The organism is Roseibium sp. Sym1 (assembly GCF_027359675.1).
Classification (GTDB): domain Bacteria; phylum Pseudomonadota; class Alphaproteobacteria; order Rhizobiales; family Stappiaceae; genus Roseibium.
The window spans coordinates 1-19,657 of sequence record NZ_CP114788.1 but is presented as its reverse complement, the minus strand read 5'-3'; the positions used below and the strand labels follow the sequence as shown (position 1 = coordinate 19,657).

The 19,657-nt window shown below is 54.7% G+C and carries 19 protein-coding genes and 1 pseudogene; 6 read left to right on the top strand and 14 right to left on the bottom strand.

The genetic code is table 11. From position 1 onward, the window contains the following. Positions 1-8: 8 nt before the first annotated feature. Positions 9-947, bottom strand: a pseudogene (locus O6760_RS31660) (DUF4158 domain-containing protein); the annotation flags it as partial. A gap of 153 nt (positions 948-1,100) precedes the next feature. Here O6760_RS31660 and O6760_RS31655 point away from each other — a divergent pair. Continuing rightward, positions 1,101-1,679, top strand: coding sequence for a recombinase family protein (locus O6760_RS31655; RefSeq protein ID WP_168693849.1), 579 nt, complete (start codon positions 1,101-1,103; stop codon positions 1,677-1,679). A gap of 49 nt (positions 1,680-1,728) precedes the next feature. Continuing rightward, positions 1,729-2,058 carry a YnfA family protein gene (locus O6760_RS31650; protein ID WP_168693850.1) on the top strand — a complete coding sequence of 110 codons (330 nt, stop codon included), beginning with the start codon at positions 1,729-1,731 and terminating at the stop codon, positions 2,056-2,058. A 117-nt stretch (positions 2,059-2,175) separates the two neighbouring features. On the opposite strand, the gene merA is transcribed toward O6760_RS31650, so the two are convergent. Genes merA through O6760_RS31625 form a run of 5 tightly spaced genes read right to left on the bottom strand, consistent with a single transcriptional unit; the run spans position 2,176 to position 4,786 of the window. After that, positions 2,176-3,600 (bottom strand): mercury(II) reductase, encoded by a 1,425-nt coding sequence (gene merA, locus O6760_RS31645; RefSeq protein ID WP_168693851.1) that lies wholly within the window; start codon positions 3,598-3,600, stop codon positions 2,176-2,178. After that, positions 3,593-3,820 (bottom strand): mercury resistance system transport protein MerF, encoded by a 228-nt coding sequence (gene merF / locus O6760_RS31640; protein ID WP_075284033.1) that lies wholly within the window; start codon positions 3,818-3,820, stop codon positions 3,593-3,595. Before merF ends, merA begins: the two co-directional genes overlap by 8 nt. Continuing rightward, positions 3,817-4,071 (bottom strand): hypothetical protein, encoded by a 255-nt coding sequence (locus O6760_RS31635; RefSeq protein WP_075284032.1) that lies wholly within the window; start codon positions 4,069-4,071, stop codon positions 3,817-3,819. Before O6760_RS31635 ends, merF begins: the two co-directional genes overlap by 4 nt. A gap of 9 nt (positions 4,072-4,080) precedes the next feature. Next, complete coding sequence (locus O6760_RS31630; RefSeq protein ID WP_075284031.1) at positions 4,081-4,386, bottom strand: hypothetical protein; 306 nt, start codon at positions 4,384-4,386, stop codon at positions 4,081-4,083. Between the two features lie 13 nt (positions 4,387-4,399). Further along, positions 4,400-4,786, bottom strand: coding sequence for a mercuric transporter MerT family protein (locus O6760_RS31625; RefSeq protein ID WP_075284030.1), 387 nt, complete (start codon positions 4,784-4,786; stop codon positions 4,400-4,402). A 75-nt stretch (positions 4,787-4,861) separates the two neighbouring features. Here O6760_RS31625 and O6760_RS31620 point away from each other — a divergent pair, with 75 nt between their 5' ends. Continuing rightward, complete coding sequence (locus O6760_RS31620) at positions 4,862-5,278, top strand: MerR family transcriptional regulator (RefSeq protein ID WP_075284029.1); 417 nt, start codon at positions 4,862-4,864, stop codon at positions 5,276-5,278. Positions 5,279-5,403: 125 nt separating this feature from the next. Continuing rightward, a complete protein-coding gene (locus tag O6760_RS31615) occupies positions 5,404-6,033 on the top strand; it encodes a TIGR02391 family protein (protein WP_228873471.1) in 630 nt (209 codons plus the stop codon). Positions 6,034-6,098: 65 nt separating this feature from the next. Here O6760_RS31615 and O6760_RS31610 read toward each other — a convergent pair whose 3' ends face one another. From O6760_RS31610 to O6760_RS31595, 4 genes are all read right to left on the bottom strand, one after another. Next, positions 6,099-8,123 (bottom strand): hypothetical protein, encoded by a 2,025-nt coding sequence (locus O6760_RS31610; RefSeq protein WP_075284028.1) that lies wholly within the window; start codon positions 8,121-8,123, stop codon positions 6,099-6,101. Continuing rightward, a complete protein-coding gene (locus O6760_RS31605; protein ID WP_075284027.1) occupies positions 8,120-8,608 on the bottom strand; it encodes a hypothetical protein in 489 nt (162 codons plus the stop codon). The genes O6760_RS31610 and O6760_RS31605 overlap by 4 nt, the downstream gene beginning before the upstream one ends. Beyond that, the gene (locus tag O6760_RS31600) at positions 8,598-9,515 is read right to left on the bottom strand and encodes a hypothetical protein (protein ID WP_075284026.1); all 918 of its coding nucleotides are present in this window, start codon (positions 9,513-9,515) and stop codon (positions 8,598-8,600) included. Before O6760_RS31600 ends, O6760_RS31605 begins: the two co-directional genes overlap by 11 nt. 103 nt (positions 9,516-9,618) lie before the next feature. Continuing rightward, the gene (locus O6760_RS31595) at positions 9,619-10,725 is read right to left on the bottom strand and encodes an RHE_PE00001 family protein (RefSeq protein WP_075284025.1); all 1,107 of its coding nucleotides are present in this window, start codon (positions 10,723-10,725) and stop codon (positions 9,619-9,621) included. A gap of 282 nt (positions 10,726-11,007) precedes the next feature. On the opposite strand from O6760_RS31595, the gene O6760_RS31590 reads away from it, so the two are divergent. Next, positions 11,008-11,931 carry a recombinase family protein gene (locus tag O6760_RS31590; protein ID WP_075284024.1) on the top strand — a complete coding sequence of 308 codons (924 nt, stop codon included), beginning with the start codon at positions 11,008-11,010 and terminating at the stop codon, positions 11,929-11,931. Between the two features lie 127 nt (positions 11,932-12,058). Here O6760_RS31590 and repC read toward each other — a convergent pair whose 3' ends face one another. From repC to repA, 3 genes are all read right to left on the bottom strand, one after another. After that, positions 12,059-13,315 carry a plasmid replication protein RepC gene (gene repC / locus O6760_RS31585; protein ID WP_075284023.1) on the bottom strand — a complete coding sequence of 419 codons (1,257 nt, stop codon included), beginning with the start codon at positions 13,313-13,315 and terminating at the stop codon, positions 12,059-12,061. Between the two features lie 218 nt (positions 13,316-13,533). Further along, the gene (gene repB, locus O6760_RS31580; protein ID WP_083660788.1) at positions 13,534-14,586 is read right to left on the bottom strand and encodes a plasmid partitioning protein RepB; all 1,053 of its coding nucleotides are present in this window, start codon (positions 14,584-14,586) and stop codon (positions 13,534-13,536) included. After that, a complete protein-coding gene (gene repA / locus O6760_RS31575; RefSeq protein WP_075284022.1) occupies positions 14,583-15,806 on the bottom strand; it encodes a plasmid partitioning protein RepA in 1,224 nt (407 codons plus the stop codon). Before repA ends, repB begins: the two co-directional genes overlap by 4 nt. Positions 15,807-17,542: 1,736 nt before the next feature. On the opposite strand from repA, the gene O6760_RS31570 reads away from it, so the two are divergent. After that, on the top strand, positions 17,543-17,992 hold the full coding sequence (locus O6760_RS31570; protein ID WP_075284021.1) for a MucR family transcriptional regulator: 450 nt from the start codon (positions 17,543-17,545) through the stop codon (positions 17,990-17,992). A gap of 118 nt (positions 17,993-18,110) precedes the next feature. On the opposite strand, the gene O6760_RS31565 is transcribed toward O6760_RS31570, so the two are convergent. Then, positions 18,111-19,133: a nucleotidyltransferase family protein gene (locus tag O6760_RS31565; protein WP_075284020.1), complete on the bottom strand. Its 1,023-nt coding sequence runs from the start codon at positions 19,131-19,133 to the stop codon at positions 18,111-18,113. Positions 19,134-19,657 lie beyond the last annotated feature (524 nt).

The window sequence follows — 19,657 nt, the reverse complement described above, 5'->3', positions numbered from 1 at the left end:
ACAGAGGCCTTTTTGCGGTTATTGGCTTTGGAAAACAACCGGCCGATCAACTTGATGAACATGGTCATCGCGTCGTCGGTGAGTTTCTGGCCGAGCTTGATGACCTGCACCACAAGTGTCGCGCGTCGGCGGCTGGCGGTGAAGTCGTTGGCAAGCCAGGCCGGCATTGCATCCCCCTCGCGCACCATCTGATCCCAACGTCCCGACGGAATACGCGCTTGCAAACGGGGATCGATCCCGAGCGAGCGTAGAAATGCGATGCGCTCTGTCAATCCGACCAGGTTCAACGCGCCAGGAGCGTCCGGAGCTGACTTCAGCCAGTGAAAGCGTGTCTGGCTGATCGCCGGGTCGACGGTCAGCAAACTGTCGAGTGCTTCCAGTGTGTCCGGCGTAAGGTTCGAGATCAGGGCGGCTTCAGCACCGCGGCGCGCGATGGTTCGCGCCAACAGTCCCATACGTTCAATGACATTCGCCACAGGCAACAGCACCCGGCGTTCGCGAAACGTTGCGATGATGGCATTCGCGATCGGCACGCCCTTGTCGGTCGCTGAAGCCGCCTGTATCGCGGACAGCAATGCCGCGCGACGATCCTGGGCTGTTGCACTCCGCATTCCGAGATAGCCGAGCAGGTGCGCGATGTGATTGCTGCGCGTTTCCTCCCGGCGAGCATATCGTTCAAATGAAGCAGGCTCGGCTCCAACCTGTTCGGCAACATAGTTCAGCATTGCCGTCGGCGGAGCTTCGTTGACAGAGAGTACCCGGCCCAGATGCCGCATCACGCAAAGCTGGATCGCGAAGCCGAGCCGATTGTGTTCTCGTCTGCGAAGCTCAATTTCAAGCCGGTCGGCTGGAGACAGGGAATAATGATGGATCAGGCTGTCTTCGTCGGTGGGGATATCGAATAGTTCCTGTCGCTCCTGAATCTTGAGAAGCATACGCCGGGCCATCTTACACTCCATACTATGCAAGCCGATGACCCATGTCTGTGTCCGAAAACGTCCGATTGCGTACAGGGCTTAAATACCCTGTCCACAAATTAGCTTGACTGCATTCTGGACAAGCAGATAATTTGAACAGCCTTTTCGGACAGGATTGACGCCATGTCACGCACTTTCGTCTATGCCCGCGTCTCCACGCCCGGCCAGACGACCCAAAACCAGATAGAAGAAATCCGGGCGGCGGGGTTCCACGTCGAAGACCGCCGGATTGTTACCGAGACGATTTCCGGCAGTGTGCCGATAACGCAGCGTCCGGAATTCTCTCGGCTGGTGGACCGTCTGGAACCTGGCGACATTCTCATCGTGACGAAACTCGATCGCCTCGGCCGGGATGCGATAGACGTCAGTTCAACAGTAAAGGCATTGGCCGACGAAGGAGTACGGGTCTACTGTCTTGCACTTGGCGGTGTCGACCTGACGAGTTCAGCCGGCACGATGACCATGAACGTGCTCAATGCCGTTGCCCAGTTCGAGCGAGATTTGCTAATCGAGCGAACGCAGTCAGGCTTAAGACGTGCCAAGTCCGAAGGGAAAGTTCTGGGTCGGCGGCCAAGCCTGACAGACAGCCAAAAGCAAGATGTGCGGGTTGCGCTGAATTCCGGCAAAAGCATTTCCGCTATTGCCCGAGCATTTGGTACCAGCCGTCAAACAATCATGCGGGTGCGTGACGAAATCCGTTGAGCAAGAAGCAGGATCGGATTTCCATTCTTCGAAACGAGGGCTATCAAGAATGCAAACTTTCGCGGCATATGTCGGCGCAGCCGTTTTTGAAATAGCGGGATGTTTTGCATTTTGGGCTTGGCTGCGGCTCGACAAATCAATCTGGTGGATCGTTCCGGGTCTCGCTGCGCTGAGTCTATTTGCATATTTGCTCACGTTGGTAGATAGCGCGGCCGCAGGTCGTGCCTATGCGGCCTATGGAGGTATCTACATTGCGAGTTCTCTCATATGGCTCTGGCTGGTCGAGGGCGTCCATCCTGACCGCTGGGATCTCTTAGGTGCAACCATCTGTATAGTCGGGGCTGCGATTATTATTGCCGCGCCTCACTCACGCGTTTAATCGGGCGGCATTATCGAGATCTAATTCCTGCATTCAATCTGAATAACAACGCCGCCTGGAACAATGCCGACGCGGCAGAAATCACGAACACTGTTTCAAGCCCTGAAACGGCCACGATCACCCCGCACAACAACTGAGAGCCGCTACATCCTTTTCGAAAGTCTGCGCAGCAAGCTTCAACCCTTCAACCGTTGTGAGGTATGGGAAGATCATCGCGCCGAGCTCCTCGTAAGTCATTCCCGCCTTAAGCGCCATCGTCGCGGTCTGGATACTGTCGGCACCTTCCGGAGCAAGTATATGTGCCCCGAGCAACCGCTTGGTGTTTCCGTCCGCGACAAGTTTTATGAGCCCGCGCGTGTCCCGGGCAGCGAGCGCCCGGGGTACGTGCTCGAGCGACAACACTGAAGTGCGAACAGTTTGGCCGGCAGCCTTTGCCGCGGCCTCTGTGAGACCGACGCTGGCAACCTGAGGGTCAGAGAAGACGATTGCCGGCATGGTAGTGTTGTCATAGACTAGACTATCGCCGTTCATCGCGTTTTTCGCAGCCAGTTTGGCACCGCAGGCAGCCATATAGACGAATTGGTCACGTCCGGTTACATCACCGGCGGCGTAGACATTCTTGTGGCTGGTACGCATCCGGTCATCGACAAGGATCGCGCCACGCCGGTCGGTGGCGATTCCTGCCAGGTCCAACGCAAGATTTTGCGTGTTGGGCGTACGACCTGTCGCAAGCAGAAGGTCCTCCGCTTCCAGGGTCTCGGTTCCATCTTCCGTTTCCACCCTCAGTGCAATGTGGCCATCACGCTTCATGACTTCCGTGTAGCTCTTGATGGTTCTGACGATAATTCCCTCGTCTTCGAACGCGCGCGTCAGCGCATTACCTATTTCCGGTTCAGCCTCAGGCAGCAATCCTCGGCGGCTGACTATGGTGACGGCCGTTCCCGTGCGTGCAAATACTTGGGCTAATTCAACACCGATGTATCCGCCTCCCATAACAATCAACGACGCAGGGCGCTTCTGAACTTCGAGGATTGATGTGCTGTCGTGAGGGCGTACCTGGGTCAGCCCGGGAATGTCAGGCACCTGGGGCCGGGATCCCGTGGCGAGGATGATCTTGTCCGCAGAGATAACCTCTCCATCCAAAGTCAGCTGACCGCCAGCAATGAAACGAGCCTCACCTTCCAAATAGACGATGTTGTTGTGTTGGGGCAGGACGTCGATATATTTTGCAGCTCGCAGGTCATCGACCAGCGCCTGTTTTTGGCGGATAATGGCGGCCCAATCCGTGATCTGCGCCGTCGCCTCTATCCCGTCAAATCTCTCGGCGGCTTTTGGGGAGTGCATGACCTCCATAGCCCGGATCATCGCCTTGGACGGTACACAACCGACATTGACGCAAGTCCCACCGATGACACCGTATCCAAGAAGCGCGACCCGAGCACCTTCCTCGGCCGCTGTGATTGCGGCAGAAAATCCCGCTGACCCTGCGCCAACCACAGCCAGATCGTAAGATCCGTTCTTGTTCGAACAACAATCAGACATTTGGGTTTCCTTCATTGCGTTGACGTCGTGCGTTGCGAACAAGCGCATAAACCGTGAGGAGTACAAAGGCGAGAAGAGCTGGCAACAGGACATAGTCGAGAACGCCAACGAAGGCCGATAGCCCGACCGCGCCGAACAATACGACGATAACCGGTGTGAAACAGCACAGCGCTGCGATCACTGTACCGATCACCCCTGTCGCCAAGAGCTTATTGTTCATTTCAGATTTTCCCTATTGTCTTCCCGGCAGCCAGACCCGACCGAGAGTCGCAACCTGTGGCGCAGGAAATAAGCGAAAAGACCCGCGACCGCGGCAATCAGCACGGACAACACAACACCCGAACCGAATAGCTGGGCGATCAATCCGGTTGCTGCGGAACCAACAAACGCCAGGCCGCCACCACAGCAGATAATCACTACGGGAGCGGCAACCGCCGTTGCCAGTATCATACCCAAGGACTTGTCACTCATGGGTTAGCTTCAGGAGTTCGAACCATCGTCCAGCAAAACCGCCGTGTACCCATATGTGGCGGGTTGTGCGACGATCTCCTCCATATCCGTCACAGCGTCGTCGAAAGTGATCGTGTAGACACCGGAGCGGCCATCCTCGTGCTCTTGGAAATTCAGGATCTCGACGCTCTCGGATTTTTGCAACGCCTCGCCAACGATGTAAGAACAGGACGGGCACCAAAGGCCTGTGACCTCAATCCGCGCTTTTCGCTCTTCTGCATGGGTTGCCCCAGTCGCCAGGAGCAAAACGGCAAGTGTCATAAATGTCTGTTTCATGGAGAATCCTTTCTCAGTAACCGAGTAGTGGCGGAGCGAAGTATGGGAAAGCCAAGGAGAGCACGACAATGAAAGTTGCACCCCACAGTGCTCTTTTCATGAACCGCTTTTGCAGAGGCCGTTCGCAGCTTCCATCATTACAGGCCTGCGGCGTCGGCCTGTACACTTTCCAGAACCCGTAACAGAGTGTGCCTCCGGCAAACGCGAAGAAGACCCATTTGTACTGGTAGAGCGCTCCGAGCTGACCAATCCATGCGCCTGTGGCCCCGAGGCTGAAAAGCACCAGCGGCAGAATGCAGCAGGAGGTCATTGCAAGAGCGCCAAGTATGCCGCCAGCGGTGGCGGCTCTCGCACCCAGATCTCTCTCCCCTTTGGTCCCGGGATGTATTTCTGACGTCATTCTGACACCCTCAATTGATCCATCTAAGGTGAAGGCGTACTGTCTGTAGCCACTACAGATGCAAGGAGTTTTCCTATGTCCGGGATCACGAACGCGCGAGGCTATCTGATTGGGGCAATGTCCAGCGAAACCGGCGTGAATATCGAGACGATCCGTTACTATGAACGCATCGAACTGATGCCGAAGCCTGACCGGACTGCCGGAGGCAACCGGCAATACACCCACGACCACCTTCAACGATTGTCATTTATCAAGCGGAGCCGGGAACTTGGGTTCAGCATCGACGAGATCCGCGCGATGCTGAAAATGGTCGACCAGAAAGGCATCAGTTGCGGTGAGGTGCATGCCATGACAATGGAACACCTGAGCTCTGTAAGGGAAAAGATTCAGCACCTGAAGAAGCTTGAAAAGGCTCTTACTAATATGGCGTCTGAATGCGCGAAGGGAGATGTCCCGAACTGTCCGATTATCCAGACGCTCTTTGAAGCGTAGTAACTATTGGGTGATTGACTGTCCCGGCAAGTTGCTCGCCCTGGGGGCCGTTCCGGCTGTTTACACCTGCCAAACGCAGTGCTCAAATATGCCTGTGCGAATTTCTCCTTAAATGAAGACTGTTGTTGTGGCAGGTCGCGATTATCAGACTGGTCGAATCGAAAGTTCGGTGTTCGTTCCAGCTAAGCGCAGGATTTATTGCAAATCTTGTTCTGGCCCCTATGCGCCAGAATCTGAACCGTGCTTTGGCATTCGCAGGCTTGGCGATTGAAGCATCGGGCCAACTCGTCTCGGCCAGCGCCGTTCAGACACTTTCGGAAGCCAGCAAGCGCGCCAGAGAACTGCGAGAAGACCTTGCGAGCCGAGGTGTCCACCCGGACGTTCTCAGTTTCTGCCGCGAAGAACTTCTCGCTGACAACTACTTCCACGCCGTCCTCGAGGCTGTAAAAAGCGTCGCGGAAAAAATTAGAACTCGAACGGGTCTAACTGATGACGGAGGAGTTCTCGTCGATCGCGCCTTCGGCGGTGACAGGCCGATGTTGGCGATCAACGCGCTGTCAACGGAAAGCGAGAAGAGCGAGCAAAAGGGCTTCTGCAATCTCCTGAAGGGCACTTTCGGTATGTTTCGCAACACGACCGCGCACGCGCCGCGAATCTATTGGAAGATGTCAAAGAAAGACGCAGAAGACCTGCTTTCCATGGTTTCGCTGATGCATCGGCGAATTGATGCAGCCACAACGCCGTCCCGGCTATAATCCAGCGTCATGCAGTTTTCCGCTCCACAGCAGCCGGTGGACAGAGGTTGCTGAAGCAGAGCGAATCAGTCGATTTTTTGAAGAATGTATCCAGGGAAGATTACTTCATTGCAATCGATTCCGGCCGTGATGGGCCTTAAGATTTCAATGTCTTCGCTGGTAGAGAAGATCACCTGTTGCCCGCGTTCTTTTGCGCCAGCAGCACGACCCAACAAGTTTTTGAAACTTGGACGTGACGATGACTGTTGACGCGGTTCATCGAATACGAGCAGACCCGGGTGGTTGGTCGTCTGTTCGCTGGATAGCTCGAGCAGGCCCATTTGGTAGGCCCATTTCAGACGAATCGCATCGCTCGCGGAAGTCTCAAACCCAATTTCAAATCCTTCCTTCTCGGGCCTGTAGCTGTCCTCAGAGATCGACAGTTCGGAGGGTGAAAATGTACTAAATCCGAAGTCTGCAGCTCGGCCCTGCACCAGCCGCGTCAAGCGACCAAGCTTATCTTTGTCGAGCGGAGAGAGCTTCTCTTTAGGAATCTCCGCTTGCTCTCGCAGAAGCTCAGTATAGGCCTCCTGCAAACCCCGAAACCGATCCAGCGCATCATCAAAAACGGCCTGCAGCGCCTCTAGGTCCCTCAATCTCGCTTCTGCCCGTATGCGTTCCTCGATAACGGCAGCCGAGGGGTTGGTACCTGGCGCTACCAACTCCGAACGAAGAAGTCGGATTTGGGTGTAGTGATCCGACAGTTGCCGGCCGACAGCAGAGAGTTGCTCCCTCCGGTCGTTCTCGTCCCTTTCCTCCCTAACGAGAATATCTTCGAACATTTTTTTCTGCGATCGGATGTACTCGATGTTGTCCGAAACCGGCATTATGACGGAGAGGGCTTCCTGCGCCAGCAATGTATCCGCGAGAGCCTGTTCGCAGGTCGGGCATCGATCCGGCGTCAATGCGGCAGTGACACCCGAGTACCTTTGCAGTCTTTGGACGTCGAGGTTCTTCTGAAGGTCTTCGTCGAGTGAAGCAATTCGCCTTCGCAGAGATTGTAAGTCAGCTAATTTCAGTTGCTGCAGTCCGTGAAGCCGAATTCTCTCAGCGTTCAAATCATCGACCCGCTGGGTCATCTGCTGCAGTTTTTGCGTAACTTCCTCCGACTGGTCTTCGACGTCTGGTACTGCCGTGGCGGCCAGGTCTGCTATGCTACCTCTGAGCTTGGAAGCAACCGCGTTTAGCGGTACCCAATTCGTCCCATCGGCCAATTGAATGTGAGCATTTGACAACGCACCGAGATCCGCAATAGGCGTCTCGCTGAGTGAAGCGATCCTGCCGCCGCCTCGCGCTACGAACCGCTCCAGATCTTGCCTGGTAACCGACCATACCTTCGAATTGGCTGCGACGCGCTCCGCCAATCGCTCGCGCTGCACTTCAAGCTTGTAAACATCGAGGTCCATGATGAATTCGACAGCCCGTTTGTGGACCTCTCGAATTCTCATGTAGGTGGGGATAGCAGCCGGGATTGCCGTCCAGCCAAATTTCTGTTCCACCCAGAAAAGTGGGAACACCGTCTCCAGATAGAGCTTCGTTTCTGGCGCATCATACCTTCGGACCTGCGGCAAATGCCATCCGAGGAAGCCTTCCAGAAAATGATGAAATCCGTCTTCCCTTTGGGCGGCTCCTGGATCCAGCACGAAGAAGTTTTGCCGTCTGAGATCATTGGTGCCCTCTGACAAGGCCGCTCCGAAATCTACTGATACCAATCTAGTATCTGTCGCCACTTTCACGCCGCGATGAACGGTGATGATTTGTTCCTCACCATTGGCGATTTCGAGCGAAACGCTCGACTCGATCACCTCAACACGCTTCTCCTCGTCTGTATTGAGGTAGCTTGTCATCGCGTGCGGTAACGGAATTTCTCTCCGAGGGCTCAACATTCGTTCCAGACCCAACGCGTATAACATCCCTTGCATACACGTCGATTTGCCCTTGGTGTTGTCCGCCCAGAGGACGGTCAATCCGGAAGTAAAAGGAACGTCGGCACCATAAACGCCATCCGTTGTGACAGCCCGCAACCTCAGGTGTCGAAAGCGCAACGTCATATCAAATCCTCCAAACGCCAGACCCGCTTCATCAACGCATCAGTCATTCGAGGCGCCACCTCGCTCAAAAACTTCGCTTCCTCGGCGAGCGTTTCTCCTTGCTTGACGATTGCCTGCGCCACTTTCACTCCCTTGTCGGTAAGTGAGATCGACGTTCCTTTGTCGATCTTGACCATGCCCAGAGCGTGCGCAAACGCCACAGCTCTATTCAGAGAGGGCTCGACACGCACCGAAACCTCGTTTGGGCGATACTCTCCCGAAAGAAGGCCTCGAACCTCTTCCCGGCCTTCTGGCAATCGCACAGAATGGGCAAGAAACTGAAGCTTTTGAAAGTTGGACTTCTTCCCGCGACTGTAAAACAGCGCGAGCATCAGGACCGCGATTCCCCATGACATTCGAAGGTCGCCAGGAACAGGGTCCGGTCGAGCTGTAAATGTGAATGATCCGCCCAGGATGGCGGTGCGAAATCGTGTTTCACTGGACATTGGGGAAATCCAGTGGACACCGCATGATCCATTCGCAAATTGACCCGTAGGCAATTTGTTCGGCATTCTCGGCAGAAAGGCTCGGGGCAGCTGTCCGCATTGCAGAGATGAGCGCGTCAAGCTCTGCATTCAAAACCTGTCCAGCTGTGTCGCCCGCTTGTGGGCCAGCGAACTGAAGGCGGCGGGCTCGGCTTTTGACCGCTGTAATGACCTTTTCGTGAAGTTCGGGCGAACTTGACCGCAACGCATCAAGCAACGCGTTGCCTTGTAAGAACGAGCGAACAGCTTCAGCCACGAACTCGTCCAATTGATCTGGTGAGGCGCGCTTTTTCAGCTTTTCGGTCGCGTTGGTCAAAAGGTTTGTAGACCCGACAGACCAGCTATCGACCTCCGATTGGGTCGGGGAAGGAATCGAAAGCGTAACCTTGGAAAGCGACGCCATACCACTCGCAACTGCTTCCGATGGAAAGGCGCCTGGATCCTGAATTGTCACCTCGAAAGCTGGGTCCAGCGAAACGCAACCTGCCTCCCTGAGGTCTTTCGTCTTCTTTGCGCAGTGGAGATTTACGTCTTTGCTATCGTGCAAAGGCGACATTAGCACCCAATGCTTGATCAGCGTGCCGTGAAACAACTTTCCAACCTCAACGTGATTTGCAATCAGCTTTCCGAGGTCGGTTGTTATCTTCTTCTTTTGCCTGTCCGCACGCGTGGCGATATCAACTGGCTCTTCGACGGCGTAGCATTGATAGGCGACAGCATCCGTCGTGCAGTAATAGTCGACTCCATAATCACCTTGGTGTGCGGCTGGTATTTTCTGCACATTTAAGGGACCATGACGGCCTTGAAGAAGACTGAGTGCAAAGTGCTCCCAATCGTCTGGGTTCCAAACCTGAACTGCACTCAACATTGTCACGAATATGCCCCCGCCCCGAATTCGGCAAGTCTATCTGTGATCGAGGATATTTCAATACGTGCAATCGTAGGTATATCGACCCTAGACGACGTCTAGCTCACAACACACCCCATGCTCGATAACGTCCCCTTCCCGTAATCTCGCGCACGCCGAGTTGGCCAATAAGGTTCAGAGCGCCACGCGGCGTGATCCTGGCCGCGTTGGCGAGCATCTGTGCCGACACGATCGGCCGTGACAACAGTTGCTCAATGGCGACGGGCAAACTACTTGTAGATCTCTTGCCGACAGCACGCCGCTCGAGCTGATGCTTTGCTAGCGTCAAACGATCAAGTTCCTTCATTCCCGCACCAACCGCAGCGATCATTGCTTCGAGGAAGGCACTCAGCCTGGTTGTTCTATCCCGCGCACGCCGCCGCTCACGAGGCATCTCTCGCAGCCCGACGGAGAAAGCCAGGAGATGTGATTGAACCTTTCCTCGCGATCTTAAGAAATCCGAAACGAGCACCTGCCCAAGCCAATGCTGCCGCTGAAGCGGTTCGAGCTGCTCCCAGCCATCCCAAAGAACCGCTGCGGCCAGGGTTGCCGGAAGTGTGTCAACTTTTCTGACCAACTCGAGCCATTCAGAGATCCGTTCGGCTTCGTCCCAATCAGGATCCCTGATGACCAACTCGCCCACAATGAGGTCTGGTTGCCGGGTTCTGGTAGATCCGGGGGGAACGGCTTCTACCAGCCAGCTGGTTTCCGCAAGCACCTCGTCGAACTCTGCCAATTCCGGAGGAAGCGCATCGTGCTCGTCCGTTTCGAGATCCCTCCCCTCTCCTCTCCTCTTGAGTTTTCTGGGAAGTTCATCCTCCTGTTCGGCAATCCCCGCAAAGGCAATGATCCCAGCCCGCGAGATCGCCCAACCTGGATTGTTTCTCATCGCCCGTCGTCTCGCCCGGACGATCCGGTGCGCAATGACAAGCTCGTGGCTTGGTGCGCGAACGTCCATCTTGGCGTCGTGCAGAACCAAGTCTTCCAGATGGACAAGTTCGCCGGCCACCCACATGTTGGAGACGGCCTCGAAGAAATCAGCCCGCTCTGCAAAGCCATGTCCGACCTCAGATCGGGCAACACGCTCATCAAGCCGTGCGAGTGCATCTTCAGCCGCCGATATCGGCTTCAAGAGAGCCTCGAGGCTCAACTTTCCAATTTCATAAGGCATTGTTTTTTCGTGTCTTACGCATTTATGCGGAAGCTACCACGAATTTAACTTCCGTCATAGACTGCCCCGTAAACTCGCGTTCGCCGATATGCAGTCTGAGGCCTTCTGAATTGAACAAATGCCCGGCAGTCCGCGCTCAGGTCGACGAGAGGGCCCGGTTTTCCTGGGGTTTTGACGGTTCGGGTCGTGGAAAAGGCACTCAAAAGACGTTTACAAACGATCGGTTATCCGTATCTTCTTTAATTGGAAACTTCCTCTCTTATCGGCTCTCAGGCGTCCCAAATGGCCAAATCAGCGCTCAAACAGTCTTCTCATCGACCTGAGGGACGGCTTATTGGCTACGCGCGCGTCTCCACGGAGGAACAGGCGACAGAGGCGCAGGAACTGGAATTGCGTTCGGCGGGCTGCGAGATAATCGTGGAGGAATACGGTTCCGGCGCCTCACGCGCTCGTCCTGCCCTCGCCAGGCTCGTTCGGGAGATCGATGCCGGCGAGACGCTGGTCGTCGTCCGGCTTGACCGTCTCGCCCGCTCAGTGAACCATCTTTTAGAAGTGATCGACGATCTGAATGCAAAGGGAGCGCATTTTCGCTCACTGAGCGACCCGATCGACACGACGACACCTCAGGGCATGTTCTCGCTGCAGGTTCTGGGTGCTGTCGCGCAGCTCGAGCGCGCCTTGATCTCCGAGCGCACCAAGGCCGGCATCAAGGCCGCAAAGGCGAAGGGGAAGTTACCCGGCAATCCAGGAATTCGAGAGCGCAGACCTGAAGCGCTTGCCAAGATGACGGCCGCTCAAAAGGCGGCCTATGGTGCACGCATCCAGGCAAGTGCAAGTCAGTGGCTTCCAATTGTCCGGCGCATGCGTCCCTATCACACCTGGGACGATATCTCACGGTTTCTCAAAAACCGTGGATTTGACTGGACGCCCGAACGGCTTCGGCGCGCGGTGAAGTGGATGGTCACAGAGGGAATGGCGGACAAGGCCCTGCTCAGCAAGTCGCCTCCGCGCCCGCCGGAAGACCGGCTGATGACGCTGGTCGCCGGCATTCATTCGTCCAATCCGGAGCTGACATTGCGCGAAATCGCCGGTCAGCTCGAACGCCTGCACGAGCGTACACCCCGCGGTGGGACAAAATGGTCGCCTTCTTCCGTCAAGAACCTCATCGACCGGGCAAAGCGGACTGGTTTGCTCGAAGCAGTTTGAGTCCCAGATCGGAACTCCGGCGCAAATTGCCCGCCCAGACCCTGCGGACGAAGTCTCCGTGCGTTTGATTTCAACCGGTCGGAAAACTGGCGCCGGCACTGATCTCCGTTCAGACCTCACCATGGTCTCACACCAGCCCATGCAGGGATTTGTGGAGGTGGAGTTTGCCCTCCCCAGCCCTGTCGATCATGGCGCGGAAATATCCGCCGGGCGAGGCAATGTGCTCCGGATCCCGCAGCGCCTTTTCGGCGACAACCGCAAGGCAGGCCGCGGCCAGATATCTGCCTTGCCGCTCGACAGCGAGCTGATATCCGGACGGACTGAGGCCGATCAGCATGCGCAACTGCTCGGCAGCTCCACAAAGAGCCGGCCAACTGCTCAGACCGACCCCCAATTCTGCCTGTACCGATGAACATGCCGACTGAATGAGCCCTATGGAAACACCATCCAGGTTGGTTTCGGGAAACTTGCCTGCGCCTCCCCTTCCCACTTGTGATTTCGGCTGTTGTGTTTCCGTGCGCCCGCCGCAAGGCTCTTTTTCAAGAGCCATTTCAACGGCGAAGCCGTTGTCAGAAGTAAATTCAATGTCTTGCTCGTTAGAGCAAGTCCGTTGAGGATTACTTTCAAGGGAGTCGGTTGGGGTTGTAATAAATAAAGGGCTGACATCAATGTCACCCGCGCATGACATTTTATCCTTATTTTTCAACGAATGTGCTTCATGGAGAGCCAGGACCTGCGCATAGAGCGATTCCAGAAGTGCCGCCTTCTCCACCACATTCAATTCGTCCCGGATCACAATCGCCTGGGCTCGGGCAGCAAACCCGTGAAATTCTGCAGGCTCCAGTTCGGCCATGTCGGCGATCGCCCGTGAAAACCGTGTAACAGCCCGCCTGGCTTCCTGCTCGGCCTTGATACGGCGCTGGAATGCATCCGCCTGAACCTTGAAGGCCTCCAGATTGAAGCACGCAGGGCTAAAGTCCAGACCGTAGGCCTGCTCCAGAGCCCCTTCTGAACCGCGATAGACATAGCGTCGCCCGGTCGGACTGTCCCGATAGGCAAGCACTCCGGCTTCGACGAGTTTCTTCAGGCAGCGCGTGACAGTGCGCGTGGTGCGCCGAGTGTATTCGGCAAGACGCTGATTTGAGATCGCCACTACCGGCCGCTTTCCGGCCTGGAAATCGTCGGGCTGCACAAGACCCAGGAGAATATCCAGGACATGATAAGCCGTGCCATCGATACCAAGCGCCGGCGCAACGCGTTTCAGAACCAGGGAGATTTCCTTTTTGGTGACCTTCGGCCGGTCTTCCTGGGACGCCAGATGCGCGCTCGCAAGAATCCCGGCAGACACCTTGCGAAAACTCGCAATCTGCTGGGTCGAAGACATAAGTCCTCCTTTGCCGGAAGCGCATAAACGCGACCGAGCACTGAATTTTCAGATGCGAGACAAGCTGGAAGACGCAAGAAATCGTGCTCTGCTGCGAGACAGAACTTGCGTTGCGCTGCGAGTGATTCTAGAATCAGAGCTGCTAGACCGAGATCATAGGCACTCGTGCTTATCTCAACGAGGACCCGCCCACGTGGCGGGTTCTTTGTTTCATGCTTTTATTTGCTCGCTTGTTTCCCTTCGCCTTTTTTGAACTCTTCAATCAACGCCGTCATCTTGTCTGCGACAAACTGAGCAAAAGCCGGCTCTTTCTTCGCATCTAGGAAGATTTTGACAGCGTTGCTGGACTGCTCCATCGTTCCGAACGAGCGACCTTCGTTCTCCAATCGAGACTTTTCAGCTCTGGATTTCGTCGTCCTGAACTTGTCTGCTTTTTCAGCTGTCCGATAAGCCAGTTCGAAACGCTTGTTGGAGTCAGCCCCTTTCCACACTGCGCTTTCGGGTAGAGCACGCACCGCTTCGAGAATCGAAGACTTCTTTGCACCTCGATCAGCGAGGCTCGCAAAAGCCTCCCAACGATTTCGGCCGATCTTGGGGGCAGGTCCAATCAAACGAAAGATATCAGCTGGCACCAAAGCGACGATTGCAGACATTTTCGAAATCGTTGTGTCAGAGGCAACTCCAACAGACTTGGCTACAAGCTTACGCGTGAAACCGGCTTCCAAAAGGGCGACTGCGTATACCGCCTGCTCAATGAAGGACAGGTTCTTTCGTTCATTATTTTCAAGACCTTGAGCAATGACAAGCTCTTCGTCAGAAAGTTCTTGAACGTAAGCTTTCACCTTTTGCCCAAGAACCATGCAAGCACGATTGCGCCGCGCTCCATACGCCAGTTGGTACTGACCATTTTCTGCCGGATGTGGACGGACAAGGATGGGGAGTCGTTGGCCTTCTTCCTTAATGGAAGTCACCAGGCTTCGAAAATCCGGGTCATCGTCGGTCCATTCAAGACGGTCTTGAATGATGGAAGCCCGCACGGTGATGGGGTCGAGTTCAACGGTTTGGGATTTTTCAAGCTCGGCTTTCAGCCGCAGGTTTTCTTCTTCGATGCTTGCAAAACTCGCCTGCAGTGCTTTCGTCGGAGCAGTCGTCATGGGCCGACTCGTAGTCTTGTCCGATTTCTCGGCTTCAGCTTGTTTGGCAAGTTCGTTCGGGTCTACGGCACCAAACATGCCGGCAAGGCGTTTCGCCCGGTTGGATGCTTTGTTCATGAGCGTCCCCAGACTTTCAGGATCTCTTGGAAGATCTCAGTGTTGGCAGCATTTACGGATTCTATGGCGCGATTGTACGTGTCGCGTCCGACAGACCCTTTTTCGAGTTCGTACAACGTTTTGTTTTCCAGACCGGCATTTGTGATCGCAGTGGTCTCTACAACTGCAGCAGTCAAGACGCTTTCTCCAAAGAGAGACCGAAGCATCGCTGCAATATTCACCTGTGGAACATCGTGGGGAATATGTCTGGTCAAAAGAAACCGCATGAACTCATGATCGACAGGCGCACCAAAGTGAGCCATTTGTTCCAGCATTTCGTCCATCATGTACAAAAACTGGTTCATACTTGCGACGTCGATCATCGCGGACTGTACAGGGATAATTAGCCCGGTAGCGGCAAATACAGCGTTTAATGTCAGATACGACAATTGCGGTGGCGCATCGATTACGACTACATCGTAACGATCCTCCACGCTTCTCAGTGCAGTCGCCAACCGGCGAATAAAGTATTCGTCTCCCACGTATTTGTTGCTGATGATGGCGGCTGGCGTTTCGTAATCGAAATACTGCAGCTCGCTCTGGCCTGGAACAAGATCCAGGCCCGCAAAGTAGGTCGGTCGAATTACCTCCGGAAGTGGCCGACGTTCATCATCGTAACGCAGAACGCCAAACACCGTTTCGTTGTCGCCTACTTCCAAGACCGGCTGAACACCCAGCATCTCCGTCAGACTTGCTTGTGTATCAAGGTCGATTGCGAGAACGCGGAGGCCTTGCAACGCGAGAAACTGAGCCAAGTGCAAAGCAGTCGTCGTTTTCGCGCAGCCACCTTTGAAATTGGCGATCGCGACAATTTGCATTCCGTCATCTTTACGACGACGCGGATCAAACTGTAGGGACTGTCCGGGACGTTTTTCGGCCAGGAACGATCGAAGTTCATTGATCTGATCGAGTGTGTACATGCGCCGGTTCCCATCAGACCGCGCCGGTTGCGGACCTTCATTGTCGAGCGACATTTGCCGCAAGGTTGCGGGCGCGATGCCAATCAGGTCCGAAACTTCAGATGAGGAAAACGATCGCAAGTGCTTACGCGACTCCGGAGGATAATTCTGTTGCCAGTTGTTTTTGATTTGCTGGCTCAATAGTGACGAAAAACGCGCAATTTTTCCCCTTGTTGAGTTGGGGTCCAATTCCTTGTCAGAAATTGCGGCTTCTTCTGTCATTATCCACTCCGACGCAAAAATTTGAAAAACACGGAAATAAGCGTCAGAGCGAACTAAGAGCGAATTAGTGATTCCTGTCAATGGCTTTTTAGTTAACGCCCGTTAACTTTTCCACCGTCGACACGATATCGTGTGCCTAGAGAAAATGGACCACACTAGTACTTGCAGGCAGACTCTGCTCATGGTGCATTTGTTCAGAAGTGCAGAGCGAGCTAAACAATGATGTACGCCTCATAATATTCGATTCAGATCAGCGAAGACCCGAATGTATCCTGAGATCAGGCGTTCGGCGTCTAAGTTTTGATGCGCGGAGACCGCGTTGCTTCCTGTGTTTTTTGATAGCTATGACTCGGTTTCGTATTCCCTTTCGCCCACTCACGCACGGCAGTCAGATTGACGCCCAGTGTATCCACCACCGTTTTCATGACAAATGTCCACTTTGAAACTCCATAAAAAGTAGAGGTCTTTTATTGGATCGCCGCATTCGGGGTCTAATTCTAAAATGTCTTCTTGCCGAACTGACACTCAAGTTCTCGAGTGAGGTCTCTCGGTGCAATGTTATTGCGCTAGGAGACCTCAGAAAAGCTTTCGCCATCTTAAAGCTTGTTGCCTACGAATTGCGGCGTGAACGAAGAAGACCAACATCGACGACAACCCTGAATGACAAGTTCTATTCAGACATGAGCCGCGCTCACGGCTACCTGTAGACCCATTCGTCAAACAATTGTGTTAGGTCGAAATGCATTTCTTTTAGGACAGGCCGGGCAAAGCAATTCCAGAAGGTGGCGCCACGAGATTTTAACAACCCTTCTTTCCAAAAGGTTCGTACTGACATCGTTCATCGTATGAATTTACCAGCACTGCGTCGTGCCAAATTGTTGTGAGACAATTCGACCAATTGGATTTCCAAGCCCCCTCCTCTCCGCTGGGCAATATCCAACCTCCAGCCCCGGATCAACGATTTGAAGTTCCTATGTTGGATGACCAGAAATTGATTTCCAACCCACGCCAAATCGGCATTTGGACGCAGCTTGGCGACCAAGAGCTCGGTTCCGTCTACGAGACCAGACTCTGCATTATCGGCAACACAGAACGCAATCAACTCAAACACCGCAGATGAAGTTCCGTCTGCGATGTAGTGGAATCCGCAAACCTGTTGACTTGATACGTTTCTGAACACCTAGTTCCGAGTGGGGTGTCAGATGACACCGGGTCAAGAAATTGTTTTTTCGATGTTTTTTTTCCGAGACGTCATTCCTTCCAATCGAATGCGAACAATTCTTGAACTCCCCTCCCCCGATTTGCGGCCACGAGAACAATTGAATCCCGCGGTGAAAACATCGTCTCCCTTTTCCTACCAAAGAAGTATTGAGGTCCCACAGGGCAATCCCATCAAAAAATACAACAGGACCGTAAACGCTAGCGAATGATTGCGACGGCGATTTTGAACCGCCCAGACAACTGATGCTAAATGGCAACCGTCGAGCACTAAGGTAGGAAGTGACCAGCCGGAAGATGCCGACCGTAAGAGATATTCATTACGAGGGCAGGGGCCTCCAACCTAAAGAAGTGAACATCAGGTTCGGATGGCCGAAAAGCTCGATCGCGGTGTGCTCAAGAGCAATGGTGAACGTAAAGCGACCACTGGCTGTCCGAAGCGATGATTTTACTTCACAGGGGAACAAGTTTAGAACCAGCGCGCACCCAGATCCCAGTATCGCCCGGCAAGGAACCCAATGTCTGAGACACCCGAAAACAACACAACTATTGAGCCCGTATATGTTGATCTGACTGCCGACATCGTCTCCGCATATGTGAGCAACAACACGATTGCTTCGGGTGATCTGGCAGCCTTGATAGCGACGGTTCATTCGGCTCTCGTTTCGGCCGCACAAACGGCACAGGAACCAGCCGCTGAAGAACTTGTCCCGGCTGTACCGGTCAAGAAGTCCGTCTTGGGCGACTACATCATCTGTCTCGAGGACGGCAAAAGATTCAAATCGCTGAAGCGTCACCTGCGAACGCATTTCGATATGACGCCGGAAGACTACCGGGCCAAGTGGAACCTGCCTGCGGATTATCCGATGGTTGCCCCGAACTACGCCGCGGCGCGGTCGGATCTCGCCAGGAAAATGGGACTGGGTCAGAAACAGGGTCGCAGAAGCAAACTGGCGAACAAGAGCTAGTCTTCTTCCCGCCTGGACAAGACCCCGCCGGAGCTGAAGTTCCGGCGCGCGGGGCACAATTCGATCACTCTGAAGCAGGTGCCTGCAGCGACCGGTTCCCTGCCGGCAAGTCCGCCTGTCAAGAAAGCTGATCGAGCAAGGCCGAAGTTGCCGGCATGCGTTTCAGGCTTGCCGCAATGCGCTTGCGCCATTCCGGACCGGTTTCCAATGCGCTCTGGTAGGCTTCGGCAAGGTCGCCCGGCCTGGTCTCGGTCAACGCCTCGAACAGAAATGCCGCCTGGGCCCGATCCTTGTGCGCCTTGAGTGCATCTGCCCCTCCTTGCCTCCGGTCCGCGACGATGAGCTTGTGCACCGCATAGCGTTCCGGGCGCGGGATCTGCACCAGCACGCCCGAGCGATACAAAAAGGGGACACTGATCGGATCGGCAATCAGGTAATTGAGAAAATGCAGACTTTGCGCACTGACGCCAAGGGCGGCAAGATCGCGGATGGCCTCATCCTCTTCGAAGGACGGCGTCAGAAACTCGACCAGGGTCTGGCGATGTGTTTGCCGCCAGCGCCAGGTCTTGCCGTCTTCGATCGCAGGCACGGGATCGAACTGAAGCTCGGAAAAAACCTCTGCAAGGGGAGGGTCGACCGTGTCCGCGAGAGCCAGTGACAACCGCTCGAAACTTGCAATGTCGATGTCATCTGTCGTGGCCGACTGGTCGAACCCGATCCGGATGCCGAGTTCGCCTTCATAACAGCGGAAGGCCTGCGTACCGACGATCGTTCCACCGAGCCGAAAGACGCCGGCTTTGGCCATGGCCGAAACCACCTGGCCGGAACCGACATCGGCGAACAGATAGCCTTCGGCCCGCAGCACCCGCATCAGTCTCGCCCGTTCCCGTTCGGCAAGTTTCGCCGCCCTGGCGATCTCCGATTGCCGCTCCAGGCGGTTCCGCAGTTCTGGCGTGTCTTCGCCGATATACCGGTCGATGGTTTTCTGCCCGACGCGAAAGTGATCGTACCAATAGGTCTTGGAGGCGACCACCTTCGACCGTGGCGCGCCGCGCAGCTCCGACACCTCGCTGTCACGCAGGGACCGCCGCAAGTCCGTCCAGGCGGCTGTGCCGATTGCACTGTGATAGTCGATGGTCATATGTACCCCACATATTTTTTCTCGTGGGGTAAGACTAGCAGATTTTCTATCCCACAGAAATTATTTTGTGGGGTAAACAAGGAACACAATCTCGGAGAACCTTCCGAACCGCCTTGTCCTTGGTGTGGAACGCCAACGAAAAACCAAAGAGCAGCTGCTTCAAAAAAATAGCGCGCACGTGTTGAGCCTTGGGAGGAAGACACTTGGACGCGCCTGGAAAGGTGCGCACGTGACGCTGGGTCACTTTTCCCTTTTATCCGCGTTCAATAAAAAAATCCATTCGCACAATTGCAGAGTTTTTCAGGAGGCGGCACTTCGTGGTCGTTCAAGCCCGTGCATTGAACCTTTCTACAGGCGCAGAGATGCGCCTGTTTTTTTGACACGGCTGATAGGTCCACGTTTGGCCCCGGCCATAAGGATCTGTGATCACGAAGCTTCGTAACGTCGAATATCTCTTTAGCTAAGACCTAGATGAACGGACGGCAACGTAGCCCAATTTGAGTGTTATATTTCCCAATTCAAAT

What these genes read in the sequence shown, in the direction of transcription:
- O6760_RS31625 (WP_075284030.1), bottom strand. Translation starts at nt 4,786, where the DNA reads ATGACGTCAGAAATACATCCCGGGACCAAAGGGGAGAGAGATCTGGGT.
- repC (WP_075284023.1), bottom strand. Translation starts at nt 13,315, where the DNA reads ATGTCTTCGACCCAGCAGATTGCGAGTTTTCGCAAGGTGTCTGCCGGG.
- O6760_RS31570 (WP_075284021.1), top strand. Translation starts at nt 17,543, where the DNA reads ATGTCTGAGACACCCGAAAACAACACAACTATTGAGCCCGTATATGTT.
- O6760_RS31590 (WP_075284024.1), top strand. Translation starts at nt 11,008, where the DNA reads ATGGCCAAATCAGCGCTCAAACAGTCTTCTCATCGACCTGAGGGACGG.
- O6760_RS31600 (WP_075284026.1), bottom strand. Translation starts at nt 9,515, where the DNA reads ATGTTGAGTGCAGTTCAGGTTTGGAACCCAGACGATTGGGAGCACTTT.
- O6760_RS31610 (WP_075284028.1), bottom strand. Translation starts at nt 8,123, where the DNA reads ATGACGTTGCGCTTTCGACACCTGAGGTTGCGGGCTGTCACAACGGAT.
- O6760_RS31655 (WP_168693849.1), top strand. Translation starts at nt 1,101, where the DNA reads ATGTCACGCACTTTCGTCTATGCCCGCGTCTCCACGCCCGGCCAGACG.
- merF (WP_075284033.1), bottom strand. Translation starts at nt 3,820, where the DNA reads ATGAACAATAAGCTCTTGGCGACAGGGGTGATCGGTACAGTGATCGCA.
- merA (WP_168693851.1), bottom strand. Translation starts at nt 3,600, where the DNA reads ATGTCTGATTGTTGTTCGAACAAGAACGGATCTTACGATCTGGCTGTG.
- O6760_RS31605 (WP_075284027.1), bottom strand. Translation starts at nt 8,608, where the DNA reads ATGTCCAGTGAAACACGATTTCGCACCGCCATCCTGGGCGGATCATTC.
- O6760_RS31650 (WP_168693850.1), top strand. Translation starts at nt 1,729, where the DNA reads ATGCAAACTTTCGCGGCATATGTCGGCGCAGCCGTTTTTGAAATAGCG.
- O6760_RS31565 (WP_075284020.1), bottom strand. Translation starts at nt 19,133, where the DNA reads ATGACCATCGACTATCACAGTGCAATCGGCACAGCCGCCTGGACGGAC.
- O6760_RS31630 (WP_075284031.1), bottom strand. Translation starts at nt 4,386, where the DNA reads ATGAAACAGACATTTATGACACTTGCCGTTTTGCTCCTGGCGACTGGG.
- O6760_RS31595 (WP_075284025.1), bottom strand. Translation starts at nt 10,725, where the DNA reads ATGCCTTATGAAATTGGAAAGTTGAGCCTCGAGGCTCTCTTGAAGCCG.
- repB (WP_083660788.1), bottom strand. Translation starts at nt 14,586, where the DNA reads ATGAACAAAGCATCCAACCGGGCGAAACGCCTTGCCGGCATGTTTGGT.
- O6760_RS31620 (WP_075284029.1), top strand. Translation starts at nt 4,862, where the DNA reads ATGTCCGGGATCACGAACGCGCGAGGCTATCTGATTGGGGCAATGTCC.
- O6760_RS31635 (WP_075284032.1), bottom strand. Translation starts at nt 4,071, where the DNA reads ATGAGTGACAAGTCCTTGGGTATGATACTGGCAACGGCGGTTGCCGCT.
- repA (WP_075284022.1), bottom strand. Translation starts at nt 15,806, where the DNA reads ATGACAGAAGAAGCCGCAATTTCTGACAAGGAATTGGACCCCAACTCA.